Genomic DNA, 14,785 nt, shown 5'->3' with positions numbered 1-14,785 from the left:
TCAACACTATCAATAAGTTCATCTTCTCTAAAACATAACTTTATATTATTTACACCTCACATAAAACCTTATAAGAATTTATAGTTTTCATGTAATTATTTAAATAAAATTGTATATTATGTATTGATGTTATTCTCAATATTTGTATCACTGTACATTTTAGATAGTTAACAAAATTAATAAAGCACTTATATTATAAGCACTTTATTAGATTAGTATATATTAAAATATACTTTAACTATTATAAACTATAAACAGTTTCTTCATCTAATATTTTTTCAAAGTCTAATATTGGCATTGGTTTATAAAAGACAAACCCTTGAACCAAATCACACCCAATCTCTTTAAGAAACTCAACCTGTTCTTTATATTCAATACCTTCAGCAACAGTTATAATATTTAACTCTTTTATCATATGTATAATATTTTTTATTACTATCTTCTCTTTTTCTTTATTTAAACTTTCTTTAAAAAACATTGAGTCAAGCTTTAAAACATCAAATGGTAAATCCTTCAAAACACTTAGAGACGAGTATCCTTTTCCAAAATCATCCAAAGAACAAGTAAAGCCACTTTCATGTAGGTCATGTACAATTTCTAAAAGATGCTCTTGATTTTCAAAAGCAACACTTTCTGTAAATTCAATTTCTATAGTATTTTTAGGTATATTATATTTATTTTGTATACGCGAATAAGTTTCTACAAACTTAGCATTATAAAATTGAATCTTAGAAACATTAACTGAGATGGGAACAACTTGTTCATTTTCATCTAATCTCTTTCTAATCCATCTGCATACCTCTTCAAACACATATTGGTCTACTAAACTAATAAAAAATTCCTTTTCTAATATTAGAATAAATATCGCTGGAGATATTACACATTTGTCTGGTGTCATCCAACGTACTAAAGCTTCTGCACAATCTATTTTTTGATTATGTAAATTAACTTTAGGTTGAAAATAAACAACAAATTCTCTTCTATCGAGTGCTTCATGTATTCTACTCTTAATGGTATTTTCTTCAATCATTTTTTTGCGAATATTTTCATTATAAAAAGCATACTTAGTACCAGGTTTATTCTTGACAGTCTTTTGTGCAAAATTTGCACGATTTATCAAGTCATCTATATTTAATTTTTCATTCACATCTTCAATACAACAAATTCCACTGACAATAGTAATACTATATTTATTTTTAATTTCATCTGTAATGTTAATCAACTTATCATCTACAATTTGTTGTCTTCTTAGTAAAGCTTCCTTATCTACATAACATCTTAATGCAACAAATCTATCTGCAATCTCTCTTGCAAATGTTTCATATTTTCCAATATCATCCATCATGAAATTAGAATAGCGTTTTAATATCATGTCCCCATAATCGTATCCAAATATATCATTGATATACTTAAAATTTTCAAAATCGATATAAAATATAGCAAATTTCTTGTCTTTATGTTTATAAATATACTGTTCTGCATCCAACTTAAACTTGTCTATAGTATTTGCTCCTGTAAGTTCATCTTTATATGCAATATTTTTTAAATCTACATTTAATTTTTCAAGTCTAATTAATCTTCTATTGTACTGCATAATCAATATAATCCATGCTACTATACCTACAATTGATATTATAATTATTAAAGTCATTAAGTAATCGCTTTTTTCTTTCGAATAATGTTCTATCTCAAATACTGTGTCATTTGCAATCTTAAAAAATTCTTCACTTGTTTGTAGTAACTGACTACTATCTTCTTCCATCCTTACTTTTTTAATTTCAATATTTAAATTTTCCCATTTTCTTTCTAATAAAGATAAATACTCGTTATATTTTTTACAATCAGTGACTACTAGACCATATTTTCCATGTCCTGTATTTAATTCATGTAAAATTTCATCGATATATTCTACTAGTTCATCATTTGGTTGAAAATTCATTTCTAATTTAGTTAGACGTTGACTCGCTCCACGAACAATACCAACATAATTAATCAACTTTCCATAATCTCCAATGTTGTGAATTAATTGAACAGAAATGTAACTTATAGAAATTAATAAAACAAATAAAACTAAGATAGTTATCTTTAAAAATCTCTTCATAAAATACCTCTATCCCCTATGTTTTCACGTTTATCAGATATTCTACAATTATGCTAACTAGGTTTTTATATGTTATAAATAATTAATATGATTTCTTCAATAAATTTTCTAAACATTTTTAATAACCAACTTAGTAAAATATTGTATAATCATTTTCTCAAATAACGTGTATTAAACCTTAATAAAACTCTCTTATTACTTAAAATATAGAAGATTTTATTCTACATAGTTTATTTTTGACATTGCATATTTTTGTAAATCATCATTTTTTCAAATTTTCCAATAGGTCTAGGTTTAGTTTCTGTTAACAAACTTTAGAACCTATATAAATACTATAATCATAATAGCTATTGCAAGTTTAATGTTTGTTTATTTTTATTCAAAATCTGCAATCTAAAATCTATCGTGACCTTTTTCCTTTTTTTCATTGTTATTAATCTAGCTTGTTAATTCTCCTTTGTAGGTGGTATTGAAAATATCAATGTGTTTTTTATAATCATACTTAATAAAATAATCACTCATAAGCCCATACACTTGTAAATGTTTTTCAAGTTTTGTTGTGCAAAGTATTTTTTATGTAAACTAGTTGAGAAATAAGGGTCTGTTTAATCAATTTCTACATTCTTTCTTTAGTGCATATGCTGGAGGTTTTATATGGATAAAATCAATAATTAGTAACAAAAATAGAAAAACGTTTTTTTAGAAGATTTTATTCTAATATTTAAACCACTCCTGAGAGATTATATAATAAATATATATCCATTGAATTATTAATATAATAACATAACCTTGTTCATGTATGTATTAGATTAATTGTATCAAAATAACTAATAAACCGCAAGTTCTAGCTAGTTTTCTTAAACCTTAAACATAGAATGATAAAATAAGATTCATCAAATAAGTTGTATAATAATAGGAAGTGTAAATACTTTGAAACACGAATATGGCTTGTATTATTTAATTTATGAATACTATGTATAGAGTATATTATTTGGACATTATAAAAAAGGGCAAACTCTACCATCTATTGAAACAATTTACAAGCAATTTAGAGTTGCATCACAAACAGCTCGTACTGCTCTATCAAAAATACAAGATGCTGGCTATATTTCAATTAGAGTTAAACTAACTTCTATTATCATCTCTGAACAAGATGAAGAAATTCAAAAAAGTATTCAATTAATTACTTTTCAGCAATAAAGGAAACTGTTATAGATTTATACAAGTCTACAAAACTCGTCCACAGAAGTATTTAAATCAAAAAAAATCAGCCACTTTAAGGTGGCTGATTACATAATCATTATATAAAACACATTTGCCATAAAAAATAGACTTACTTATTAACTGCTTTTGAAGCATCATCTATCATCTTATTTAAAGATGTAAGACCACCATCATTTACATACCATGTTGGTGCATCTAAGTATATTATATTATCATTTTTATAAGCATCCATAGACTTTATTACGTCATTGTTTAGAACAGATTTAGCTGTTAAACCAGCTTTCACATCACTACCAGTAGCTATACCTCTATCTATAACAAACATAATATCTGGATTTTGTTTAGCTACATATTCAAAAGTAATATTTTGACCATGACTTGATTCCTTTATATTTTTATCTTTATTCTTAAATCCAAAACTATTATATAATATGCTAAATCTAGACTCTTCACCAAATACACTTAAATTCCCCTCATTTACCATAAGAGTTAAAGCATTTAAGTCTTTTTCTGTTACTTTTTTATTTAAAACTTCTATTTTCTTTTCAATTTTAACAAATTCTTGATTAGCCTTCTCTTCTACTCCAAATATTTTAGCTATTTTATTTATATTATTTTTGACAGATTCTAAATACTTCTTATCATCTTTACTTGTACTTATTGTTGGTGCAATCTTAGATAATTGCTCATAAAAATCTTCTTGTCTTCCATTTATTATGATTAAATCTGGATTTGTTGATTTTATACTTTCTAAATCTGGTTCTTTTAATCCACCTAAATCTGCATATTTTTCATCTTTATACTTTTCTAAAGATACTGGTAAGCTTGATTTTGGAAGTCCTACTAAACTCTCACTTACACCTAGTGCATCCATTGTATCTAGTGCTGAATAATCAAATACTACTACTTTTTTAGGCTTCAACTTTACATCTGTTTCTCCTAAGCTATGAGTTATTTTTATAGTAGCATTTGAAGCATCTAATGTTTTCTTATCACTTTTTTTACTCCCACCTAATGCAAATACTGCTACTAATCCTACTATAGCCACGGTTGCTATTATTGCTGCTTTTTTATTCATCTTAATGTCTCCCTCATTTTTTATTAATACTTGTCTTAATTTAAATTTTGATTAGAAAATTCATAGATTTTTATCTATAGTGTTTTAAAAATAAACACATATTTTATTTCCATTTATATGCTTAATGTCAAAGTTCATTTCATAAATATCTCCTAAAACTTTTTCATTAACTATTTCATCTGTACGACCTACCTTTTCAATTTTTCCATTTTTAAGTGCAACTATATTATCTGAATAGCATGAAGCAAAATTTATATCATGCATGACCAACACTATAGTCTTACCTAACTCATCACAAAGACTTCTAAGTACCTTCATCATTTGTACTGAATGATTCATATCCAAATTGTTAAGTGGTTCATCAAGTAATATGTACTCCGTATTTTGGGCTATTACCATTGCTATATAAGCTCTTTGTCTTTGACCTCCACTTAATTCATCCAAATATTTGTCTTGTATATCAGTTAATTTCATATACTCTATTGCTTCATTAATATATTTTTCATCCTCTTGAGTTAAATTTCCTTCACTGTATGGAAATCTTCCAAAGCCAACTAATTCTCTTATTGTGAGTTTTAAAGTTATATTATTAGATTGTTTAAGTATAGCTATTTTTTTTGCAAGTTCTTTATTGTTGTAAGAACTCAAGCTTTTTCCTTCTATCAATACTTCTCCACTATCACCTCCTATAAGTCTTGTTACTATTGATAACACAGTGCTTTTACCAGCCCCATTTGGACCTATAAAAGATGTTATTTTTCCTTTTTCTATATTAAAAGAAACATTATCTACAACATTTTTATTTTTATATTTTTTAAATATATTTTTTATTTCTATCATCTATTTGCCCCCTTTAATAATAATTGGATAAAGTAAATTCCTCCTATAAAATTTATTACTACACTTAATGTTGTATCAAATTTGAATATATGTTGTATAAAAAATTGACCTATTATTAACGTAATCATTCCTAGCAATATAGAACCTAAAATTAAATAGGTATGTTTATATGTTTTAAAAACTTCTCTAGCTATGTTGGCTAGTAAAAGACCTAAAAATGTCATAGGTCCAATAAGTGCCGTTGATACTGAAACTAAAATTGCTATTAGGATTATCATTTTTTTTACTACTTTATCAAAATCTACACCTAAATTAATTGCTTGCTCTCTACCTAATGATAGTACATCTAAATATTTTATATCATCATATATAAAAGGTATTGTTGCAATAACTATTATAAATGCAATTAACAATACATTTGTATTTATATTATTTAGACTAGCCATTATGCTAGTTTGTAGTGCTAGAAATTCATTAGGGTCTATCATTACTTGAATAAATGTTGTTGCACTTTTAAATAGAGTTCCAAATACCATTCCTACTAGGATTAAAAAGAAAATATTATTTTCTTTTCTTTCAAACAATGCCCTATACAATAACATTGAAGCTACAATCATTATAGTCACATTAATGATAAAATTATAATTTTCATTTGTAATGAGATTACTGCTTGCTCCAAATATAAATACTATTATAGTTTGAATCATTACATATAAGGAATCTAATCCTAGCACACTTGGTGTTAATATCTGATTGTTAGTAATTGTTTGAAATACTACTGTAGTAAATGCTATACATCCTCCTCCAAGTATCATTGCAAGTATTTTTGGTATTCTTTGTGATAATGCATAATCTAGATTATTCATATCTATTCCATAGGTTAAAAAAAGTGCCATTGATATCAAGAGTAATGCAGTCACTAAGTAAATTTTTTTATTAAGACTAAGCTTCATTTATATTCCTCCTTAGTATTAAGTAAAGGAATAGTATACTTCCTATAACACCAACTGTAAGCCCTATAGATATTTCATATGGATAAATGATAAGCCTTCCAAAAATATCACATATAAGTACAAATAGTGCCCCAAATAATCCCGTATGCCATATACTATCTCTTATATTGTCACCCATATACAAAGATACAATATTAGGAACTATTAGACCTATAAAAGGTATATTACCAGCAGTAACAACTACACATACTGTAACAAGAGCTACTATTATTAAACCTACATTAACGACTTTTTTATAACTTAGACCTAGGTTAGTTGCAAAATCCATCCCCATCCCAACAACAGTAAATCTATTTGCATAAATATATGCTACTATTATGAGAGGTATTGTTATGTATAATATTTCATAATTTCCTTTAAGTATCATAGAAAAGTCACCTTGCATCCAAGAACTTACATTTTGACTCAAATCATATTTATATGAAATAAAATCAGTCATAGAACCTATTATATTTCCAAACATTATACCTACTAATGGCACGAATATTATACTTTTAAACTGTAACTTCCTTATTATTTTCATGAACATAAATGTTCCTATAAGAGAAAATATAAATGCTATTATGGTCTTCGTGAAAATCGATGCACTTGGTATTAAAAGCATACTAATTACTATACCAAATTGAGCCGCATCTATTGTTGCTCCTGTAGTAGGCGATACAAATTTATTTTTACTTATCTGTTGCATTATAAGGCCTGCTATACTCATTCCTATACCTGCAATTAATATACTTATTAATCTTGGTATTCTACTCATGACAAATATCATAAGTTTATGCTGATTTTTTGCAAATATATGCATTATGTTTATATCTTCTGCTCCTATAAATAAGGAAAAATAAGATAAAATTATTATTCCTATAATTAAATATCTCTTTTTCATTCTCTCTCCTTAATTTTTTACTAAAAATGATAATTATTATCATTTCTTTTTACATTTTATCAATAATAATTATCATTGTCAATATGTATATATATTTGTTTTTTTATATAAAAAATGTTACTAGAATTAAAAATTCTAGTAACATTTAAATTTAATCTAAACCATATCTCATATATAAATCTATATATATGAATGCTTCTTATTAAATATAGTATTTTCTACACCTAATTTAATTACTATCTTACTTTAGTATCTCTTTAAACACTCTATAAAAGTTTCCACTAGATATTAGATTTATATCACTTTTTTTATATCCTCTTTTTTCAAGCTCTACTATTATATTTTTAGCTTCATATGTACTTTTAAGCCCATCTACACTTGGATTTTTGGAATTTTCTTCAGTAAAAGAACCTATAGTCTCTTCTCCTAGATAATCGCTAAAATCAAAACCAAAAGATACATGCTCTATACCTATAAGATTCACCATATAATCTATATGGTCAACTAAATGTATTAAATCTTGCTTCTTAGGATTAATATTGGTAAATGCTCTAAAGCTATTTATTCCCACTAATCCACCTGTTTTTGAAATTTCTTTTAATTGATTATCTGTAAGATTTCTTTTTACATCACATAGATTCTTAACATTAGAATGAGATGCTATAACTGGTTTACTTACAACAGACATCAAATCCCAAAATGATTTTTCATTTAGATGTGATACATCTATTAGCATACCTAATTGTTCTAACTTATCTACTGCTTTTTTTCCTATTGCAGTTAAGCCTCTGTTTTCATCTCCTAAACACCCTGTAGCAAGTTCATTCTGCTCATTCCAAGTTAATGATGCATGTCTAGCTCCAACTTCTTTATAATAATATTCGATTAAGTCTAAATTTTTTCCAACATGGCTTAAACCTTCAAGACCAATTAAAATATTTATTTTATTCTCATTTAGACCTTTATTTATATCAGAATATTTTTTTACTATGTTTACAATATCCTTCATATCTTCAATTTCTTCTTTTACACATTCTATTATCTGCTTAACTCTCTTTTCAGGCTTTTTATCATATGGTGGGTCTATCCATATTACAAAAATAGCCCCTTCAATATTTGCTTTTTTAAAATTTTCAAGATGGATTCTTCTAAATACATCTTTCTCTCCATTAATTCTTCTTATCGTTACATCTGACCAAGTATCTGAATGTCCATCAAAAATCATGACAACCTCCAATTAAATAAAATCTTTTTCAAACGTTTGTTTTTCACTCTTTACAAAACTTATATTAAAATATTTCCTACCAAAAGACCAAAATAATTACCAACTATATAACCAAATGTTCCAACTATAAGTATTGGCCCTACTAACTTAGACCACCCTTTTGATATTGCCATAGCTGCTGCTGTTGTAGGTCCACCAATATTTGCATTAGATGCAAGAATAGCTTCTTCCAAGCTAAACTTAAATATTTTGGCAACTGTAAATGTAACTAGCATGTTTATAAGTACCATTATTCCACAATATAAAAGTAATAATGGTGATTTTTGAATTATTAATGGGATTGAAGCAGGAACACCTACTACGACAAAGAAAATGTAGATTAAAAATGTACCCAGCTCTTGCGCTCCTTTTATATCACTAAAGAAATTAGGCATAAAGGTAGCAAACATCATAGTTAAAGTAGTTATTATTAGATATTGATTGCCAAATAAAGTATTTAACATTGCTAAAAATGGATTTGATGTTGGTATTATAGCTTTAAACCAACCTGACAATTCTACTGATACTGCAACTATTATAAAAGCACTACCAATGGCTATTGCTATATCTTTTAAAGATATTTCTTTTCTTCCCCAATAATTTGCTGCTATTGTTTCGCCTTCATTTACACCTATGCTTTCCATCTCATCTACATGTGGATGTTTAAAATGTTTTCTAAAAAATCCAATAGATGGGATAGCTATTAAAACAAAGAAATATAATGCCATCAAAAGATTATCTGCTACAACAGTTGCTGATACCAATTCTCCAGGTGCATCAAATGCTCCTGACATAGCTGCAAAGTTTACATTTCCACCTATATAAGAACCTGTCATCATGGCTGCAACAATATTTAAATCTGGTACTGCATTTTTTAATGCCAAGAATCCAATCATAGCTCCAAGTACAGTTCCTATAGAACCTACAAGAAATATTACAAGTAATCTTCCACTCTCTTTCCATATCTTTTTGATATTACATTGATATAACAACAAAGCTATGGCTAAAGGGACAACATAACCCCAGACTTGGTCATATACAACAGACTCTACTGGTATAATATTTAGATTTGATAATAACATTGCTCCTACAAGAGCTATTATTGCTCCTGATATTTTTGATGCCCAACTATACTTTTGCTCTAAATAAATACTAAATGCTGCCCATCCAGTTACAATTGCCCACAATACCCAAATATTATCAGGACTTACAAAACTCTTCATCTCAACCGCCTCCATTTCATTAAATTAAAATATCAGTATTAATATTCAATATATTGAATATTAATACTATTATAATTCATCTTTTCAGAAAATTCAATATAACGATGTAAATACATGCATTATATAACTTTTATTTTATTTTATTAATTTTGAAAACTATATATGTTATAATCATGTTTGAGGGGGTTTTTATCTAATGGACATAGATGTTGGAAGCAAAATTAGAGCTCTTAGAAAATCTAAAAATATAAGTATAGCTACCTTAGCAAAAGAGTCTGGTTTAAGTACAGGTTTAATAAGTCAAATTGAACGTAATATGGTTGTTCCATCAATTATAGCAATGTGGAAAATATCAAAAACGCTTGATGTAAACATAGGTTATTTTTTTGATGATATTGGGAAGGATAATTCTAATATAGTAGTAAAGAAAAACAATCGAAAGAAAATAGTAACTAACGATTCTACAAAATTTTACGAGCTTCTTGTTCCTAATTTAATTGGAAAAAAAATAGAATTTATACTTGTCACATTAAATGGACATACAAAAAAAAGTAATGAATTTGTTACACATGAAGGAGAGGAATGCGGATACATAATAAAAGGAAAAATGAAAATAACACTTGGTAATAAAGAGTATATATTAGAGGAGGGTGACAGTTTTTATTTTAACAGCACTATACCACATATATATGAAAACTGTGATGATGATGAATGTATTTCCGTCTGGGCAATGACTCCACCTTCATTTTAATATATGCAGCTCTTGTTTAAATATAAATTAATAAAAATCTGAAATAAATTAGTATGATAAATTTTATCCTAATTTATTTCAGACTTTTCTAGTTTATTGGTTATATATTGAGTAGACAACTTTCATCTAAAATTTCAGATAATATTTCCTCAGTTCCACTCATTCCATCAAATTTACTTGATATAAATGTGTTTTTTATTTCATTTTTATTTATATCACCATGCTTCAATACATAAGCTTTATTTGAAATATCGAGCATCCCATAATCCATAATAGAATCCCCAATTGCATAAAAACTTTCTATTCCTAATTCTTTGGTTAAATATTCTATGGCATTTTCTTTTGAGATTTCTTTTGGTATAAAATAAATTTTTCTACCACTCACATACAATCTCCAATTTTTTGATTCTAATATATTTATATACTCCCTAATTGAATCTAAATTAAATTTTTTAAAATCTACAACTATATAAAAAAATGTATCCTCTGCAACTTTAAAATTAGTTATTCCTTCTACATTCAAATAAATTTTAAATTTATCTACCATGCTTTCAATAGGCTCATAGTCAGATTTTAATTTGTCTATCTTTTCACTCCATGATTTCAATATTTCATTATCTTTAAGTATAACTCCTCCATTTGAAGTTATACTCCATGGAAAGTAAATACCATATTTATTAAATTCTATACGCTTAAACTGCTCTATTGTTCTAGTAGTAGTTGGTACAAACATACCATAGTACTGTATTTGTTTTATTAAATTTATAGTATTTAAAGATATATAAGAGATTTCTTTCTCTTTATAGATTTCTATATTGGTATATCTCTTATTAGTATTTAAAAATTTATCAGAGTAAATAATACTCCTGTCTAAGTCTGAAAAAACAATCATTCAGCATTCTCCTGTCAAATATATTTTCTAAACATCTTTCATATTCTTTATTATGCCACAACACTTGTAAGCTTTTAAATCTATTTTCTCAACTTCAACATTTTTTTCTTTTGCCAAAATAAATATATGCTCTAAAGATTTATCATTTAAGTCTTTAACAAGTATCTTATATGGAACTCTCCTAAGTAAAACTCTTGTTGTTTCTCCTACCCCTGGCTTGATAAAGTTGATATCTTTTATATCGTACTTTTCCTTTATATTTAAAACATCAAAATAACCATCTTTAGTTATAATATCACTTTTCCATTTTTCAACTTCATCAGATATATTTTCAAATTGGTTTTTGAAACATGCTTCTATAGTTTCTATATAATTTATAGACTCATCTTTATCCTTTAAATGGCTATAAAACTTAGCACCATGAAAATCATCCTTACCAATCAAATCTTCTCTTAGCACAGTTCTACTCACTAATCCAGAAACAGTTGAGTTTAAACATGCACTTGGTATTAAAAAGTCTTCTCTAATTCCATAAAGTCCAGAATATCCAGCAGGGTCAGCTAATACGGCAAGTGTTGAATCAAAATTCTTTTTAAATTTAATTTTAAGCTCATCACATGCTTTTTCTAGCTCCCTTGATATTGTTCCCTTGCCAGTCCATCCATCTAAAAATTGTATGTTTGAATCTGGATGACTATTTATTATATATTCAACTGCATTCATATCTATTCCTTTATCTCTTATTATAGATATTGTATAGTGAGGTAAATTTAAACTATACTTATTTCTTAGATATCTCTTTGCCAAAATACCAATTGGAGTTCCTGCTCTAGCAAGTGAAACTAGTACAACATCATTTCCATTTTTTTTAATTATCTTTTCACACATAACACCTATAGAAAATGCAAGTTTATTCTTATTTTCTTCTAGTTTATCATGATATAATTTCAGATAATCTTCGCTAACCTCATACTCTATTGGTATCATTTCCGAATAATGTCTGCCATTTTGTATTTTTAACTCTCTCTCTTTGTTTCCTTCTTCTTCAATTAAATTTGATATATCTTTTAATAAAAAGATAACATCATCTTTAGAATATGTGCTAAATTCTCTCATATGACTCAACTCCTATCTTAAAACTGTGATATATTTTATCGCAATAAAACATTTTAGCTACAACATACTATAGTCAATTTTTTTATACTTGTATTTTTAATTATATCAATAAATTCCAGATAAGAATTCTCACTTTTATCTAACTCAACAAATAAATAACACTCAGAAAAATTATGTCTGTCTATGTTGTAAATGTAATTTTGAACATCTAAATTATAAAAACTCTTTAATTTAAACTTACTTCTAATAGGATAATTATTTTTATCAATATTAATTATTGGACTTCTAGTTGTTGAATGATAGTATATATCACATTGATTTTCTTTTTCTTTTGCAAATAACATAGGTATATACATAAATTCTTCAGTGCCTAAAAATAGAACCTTTTCTGCTTTCTTTTTTAAAGATTCTTTACTTTCTATAACTATTTTTTTACTTTCTCTTTTTATAATTTCTTTTAATTTAATTTGTTCTCTTTTGTTAATTCCAAACCTACCTGTATATCTTATATATTTTTTATTTCCAATATAATCTTCTAAATCAACATTGATATGATTTACTATTAAATTTATTTTATCATCCTTCATAATACTCAATTTACTAATATTGTAATTATCATTGTAATTTGCAACAATATCTTCATTTATATCAAAATTAAAGTCTCCTTTAAATAAATACACAAATTCTATTTTACATCCAAGTTCTATTTCTAGACTACTAATTCTTCTTAAATTTTCATCACTTACCCAATTAAGTATAGAACATATAGTATATATTTTTTTAGGATAGATACTTTGAATCTTTCTGATTATATTCATACATGTATTAGCTGTAGTAATTTCATCATCTACCAAAATTACTTCATCGCCAAATTTAAAGTTGTCTAGCATTTCAAAATATAAATTTTGGTCTGTTGCATGAGAATGTTCTTCTAAAAAATCTAAATTTTCTAGCTCATCAAATTGCTCTCTAGTGGTATGAATAAATTCATAATTTCCAGATAAGTAATCAAAAAAGCTATGCCCAACGGCTGTCCCAGTTTCTGCAAAAGCTATTACAGTTCCATTTGATGCCACCTTATTTTTTTTATTATAAATCGTAGCCATTAGTTTTCCTAAATTATCCATTTCACTTGGCTTACAAGCTAAATGTTTTCCAAGTTTTTTTGATATAAATAAAAAACGTCTTTTGCTGTTATTTCTTATTCCTATATCTAAAAAATCATTTAAATCTAAGTTCAATGGATTATCAACAATGTCAATCTCACAATTAAAATTTAAGCAATTCTTCATAGTCTACTCCTTTATTTAATACACCATATATTTTAGATAAAATCAATGTTTTTTTAGCCCATAAAAAATGAGGATTAGTTTCATTCATTCTCTCACCTAATATGCCTTTACTCACACCATATTTACTATTTGTACTATCAAGTATCTCTAAAGCATCAGTAAAATCTTCATATGATACTGCAGACAAAGCTTGTACAATTTGAATTTGCATTGGATGAATTACTGTCTTTCCAACTAATCCATGAAATTTATCCAATAGTATTTCTTCTATATACTTATTTCTTATCTCTTCATTTGTCATATCAAAAAATTCCGATACACCTCCACTTATTGGTATATCTATCTCTGGTCTTTGAAGATATGTAATTATATCTAATATAAAAGAAGAACAAATTAAATTATTATATATAGAAAAATTTTTATTTCTTCTTATACCATACATACCTAATATGTCAGTTAGACCTATTCTAATACTGAGTATTCTTGATTTATATCTTAAAATAGTATTATATAAACTACTGAAGCTTAATTCTTTGTTTTCTTTATATATGAATTCTCTTGTTTCTATTATTGGAATAACATACATATTTTGAAGACCTATAGAATTCAAAACTTCTATACAGTTTTCAATTAACTCAGAATTTGCTTTAGGAATCAATATTCCTGTTATTGTATTATTGTTTTTAATTATAATCTCTTTAATTCTTAGCAATTGCTCTACATCTTTTATTCTCACAAAAATTAATGGTATACCATCTTTATTAGTTATATTTTCATTGCTAATATTTTTCAAAATCAATTTAAGATTTTCTATAGCCTCAGATTCTCCATTTGCCCCAACAGCATCTTCTAAACAAATAGCTAATGGTCTAACTCCCTTAACATCACCTATAATACTTTTATAAATCATGTTATATTGAGTCGCTGGAACGTATAAAAAAGCACCTAGTGCATATTTCAGTACATCTTTTTCAGTATTGGCATTAAAGTCTTCTGGCACTTTCAAAAAAATTTTCTCTAAATCCTCTTTGCAGATATAATCGAAATATTTCAATGTGTGGCCTCCTCATATACATAGAAAGGGCCAACTTTATCAAAATTAGCCCTT

13 protein-coding genes are annotated in these 14,785 nt (G+C 26.5%); 2 read left to right on the top strand and 11 right to left on the bottom strand.

Translation table 11 applies throughout. From position 1 onward, the window contains the following. Positions 1 to 241: 241 nt before the first annotated feature. The gene (locus IC173_RS15240; protein ID WP_227855804.1) at positions 242 to 2,101 is read right to left on the bottom strand and encodes a GGDEF domain-containing phosphodiesterase; all 1,860 of its coding nucleotides are present in this window, start codon (positions 2,099 to 2,101) and stop codon (positions 242 to 244) included. 984 nt (positions 2,102 to 3,085) lie between these two features. Here IC173_RS15240 and IC173_RS21015 point away from each other — a divergent pair. After that, positions 3,086 to 3,301 carry a GntR family transcriptional regulator gene (locus IC173_RS21015; protein ID WP_227855825.1) on the top strand — a complete coding sequence of 72 codons (216 nt, stop codon included), beginning with the start codon at positions 3,086 to 3,088 and terminating at the stop codon, positions 3,299 to 3,301. 133 nt (positions 3,302 to 3,434) lie between these two features. On the opposite strand, the gene IC173_RS15230 is transcribed toward IC173_RS21015, so the two are convergent. The 6 genes from IC173_RS15230 to IC173_RS15205 form a co-directional block, all read right to left on the bottom strand. Then, positions 3,435 to 4,403, bottom strand: coding sequence for a siderophore ABC transporter substrate-binding protein (locus tag IC173_RS15230; protein WP_227834546.1), 969 nt, complete (start codon positions 4,401 to 4,403; stop codon positions 3,435 to 3,437). An 84-nt stretch (positions 4,404 to 4,487) separates the two neighbouring features. After that, positions 4,488 to 5,243 carry an ATP-binding cassette domain-containing protein gene (locus tag IC173_RS15225; protein ID WP_227855803.1) on the bottom strand — a complete coding sequence of 252 codons (756 nt, stop codon included), beginning with the start codon at positions 5,241 to 5,243 and terminating at the stop codon, positions 4,488 to 4,490. Continuing rightward, complete coding sequence (locus tag IC173_RS15220) at positions 5,240 to 6,196, bottom strand: iron chelate uptake ABC transporter family permease subunit (protein ID WP_227855802.1); 957 nt, start codon at positions 6,194 to 6,196, stop codon at positions 5,240 to 5,242. Before IC173_RS15220 ends, IC173_RS15225 begins: the two co-directional genes overlap by 4 nt. After that, the gene (locus IC173_RS15215) at positions 6,186 to 7,139 is read right to left on the bottom strand and encodes an iron chelate uptake ABC transporter family permease subunit (RefSeq protein WP_227855801.1); all 954 of its coding nucleotides are present in this window, start codon (positions 7,137 to 7,139) and stop codon (positions 6,186 to 6,188) included. Before IC173_RS15215 ends, IC173_RS15220 begins: the two co-directional genes overlap by 11 nt. A gap of 241 nt (positions 7,140 to 7,380) precedes the next feature. Beyond that, positions 7,381 to 8,364 (bottom strand): dipeptidase, encoded by a 984-nt coding sequence (locus IC173_RS15210; RefSeq protein WP_227433108.1) that lies wholly within the window; start codon positions 8,362 to 8,364, stop codon positions 7,381 to 7,383. A 59-nt stretch (positions 8,365 to 8,423) separates the two neighbouring features. Continuing rightward, positions 8,424 to 9,626, bottom strand: coding sequence for a DUF819 domain-containing protein (locus tag IC173_RS15205; protein WP_227834547.1), 1,203 nt, complete (start codon positions 9,624 to 9,626; stop codon positions 8,424 to 8,426). A gap of 196 nt (positions 9,627 to 9,822) precedes the next feature. Here IC173_RS15205 and IC173_RS15200 point away from each other — a divergent pair, with 196 nt between their 5' ends. Continuing rightward, complete coding sequence (locus IC173_RS15200) at positions 9,823 to 10,377, top strand: cupin domain-containing protein (protein ID WP_227433104.1); 555 nt, start codon at positions 9,823 to 9,825, stop codon at positions 10,375 to 10,377. Between the two features lie 100 nt (positions 10,378 to 10,477). Here IC173_RS15200 and IC173_RS15195 read toward each other — a convergent pair whose 3' ends face one another. From IC173_RS15195 to IC173_RS15180, 4 genes are read right to left on the bottom strand one after another with little or no spacing between them, the layout of a single operon-like run. After that, positions 10,478 to 11,269 carry an HAD family hydrolase gene (locus IC173_RS15195; RefSeq protein WP_227433102.1) on the bottom strand — a complete coding sequence of 264 codons (792 nt, stop codon included), beginning with the start codon at positions 11,267 to 11,269 and terminating at the stop codon, positions 10,478 to 10,480. Between the two features lie 27 nt (positions 11,270 to 11,296). Further along, on the bottom strand, positions 11,297 to 12,385 hold the full coding sequence (locus IC173_RS15190; RefSeq protein ID WP_227823792.1) for a cysteine protease StiP family protein: 1,089 nt from the start codon (positions 12,383 to 12,385) through the stop codon (positions 11,297 to 11,299). Positions 12,386 to 12,438: 53 nt separating this feature from the next. After that, positions 12,439 to 13,677: a phosphoribosyltransferase family protein gene (locus tag IC173_RS15185; protein WP_227831092.1), complete on the bottom strand. Its 1,239-nt coding sequence runs from the start codon at positions 13,675 to 13,677 to the stop codon at positions 12,439 to 12,441. After that, a complete protein-coding gene (locus IC173_RS15180; RefSeq protein ID WP_227433097.1) occupies positions 13,655 to 14,731 on the bottom strand; it encodes an HpcH/HpaI aldolase/citrate lyase family protein in 1,077 nt (358 codons plus the stop codon). The genes IC173_RS15185 and IC173_RS15180 overlap by 23 nt, the downstream gene beginning before the upstream one ends. Positions 14,732 to 14,785 lie beyond the last annotated feature (54 nt).

This window comes from Clostridioides sp. ES-S-0048-02 (assembly GCF_020658495.1).
Lineage (GTDB): Bacteria > Bacillota > Clostridia > Peptostreptococcales > Peptostreptococcaceae > Clostridioides.
This window is presented reverse-complemented; position numbering and strand designations above follow the sequence as displayed.

Excerpts from the sequence above, each read along its gene's own strand:
- IC173_RS15230 (WP_227834546.1), bottom strand. The coding sequence starts at position 4,403 with ATGAATAAAAAAGCAGCAATAATAGCAACCGTGGCTATAGTAGGATTA.
- IC173_RS15240 (WP_227855804.1), bottom strand. The coding sequence starts at position 2,101 with ATGAAGAGATTTTTAAAGATAACTATCTTAGTTTTATTTGTTTTATTA.
- IC173_RS15185 (WP_227831092.1), bottom strand. The coding sequence starts at position 13,677 with ATGAAGAATTGCTTAAATTTTAATTGTGAGATTGACATTGTTGATAAT.
- IC173_RS15190 (WP_227823792.1), bottom strand. The coding sequence starts at position 12,385 with ATGAGAGAATTTAGCACATATTCTAAAGATGATGTTATCTTTTTATTA.
- IC173_RS15225 (WP_227855803.1), bottom strand. The coding sequence starts at position 5,243 with ATGATAGAAATAAAAAATATATTTAAAAAATATAAAAATAAAAATGTT.
- IC173_RS15205 (WP_227834547.1), bottom strand. The coding sequence starts at position 9,626 with ATGAAGAGTTTTGTAAGTCCTGATAATATTTGGGTATTGTGGGCAATT.
- IC173_RS15215 (WP_227855801.1), bottom strand. The coding sequence starts at position 7,139 with ATGAAAAAGAGATATTTAATTATAGGAATAATAATTTTATCTTATTTT.
- IC173_RS15210 (WP_227433108.1), bottom strand. The coding sequence starts at position 8,364 with ATGATTTTTGATGGACATTCAGATACTTGGTCAGATGTAACGATAAGA.
- IC173_RS15200 (WP_227433104.1), top strand. The coding sequence starts at position 9,823 with ATGGACATAGATGTTGGAAGCAAAATTAGAGCTCTTAGAAAATCTAAA.
- IC173_RS15220 (WP_227855802.1), bottom strand. The coding sequence starts at position 6,196 with ATGAAGCTTAGTCTTAATAAAAAAATTTACTTAGTGACTGCATTACTC.
- IC173_RS15195 (WP_227433102.1), bottom strand. The coding sequence starts at position 11,269 with ATGATTGTTTTTTCAGACTTAGACAGGAGTATTATTTACTCTGATAAA.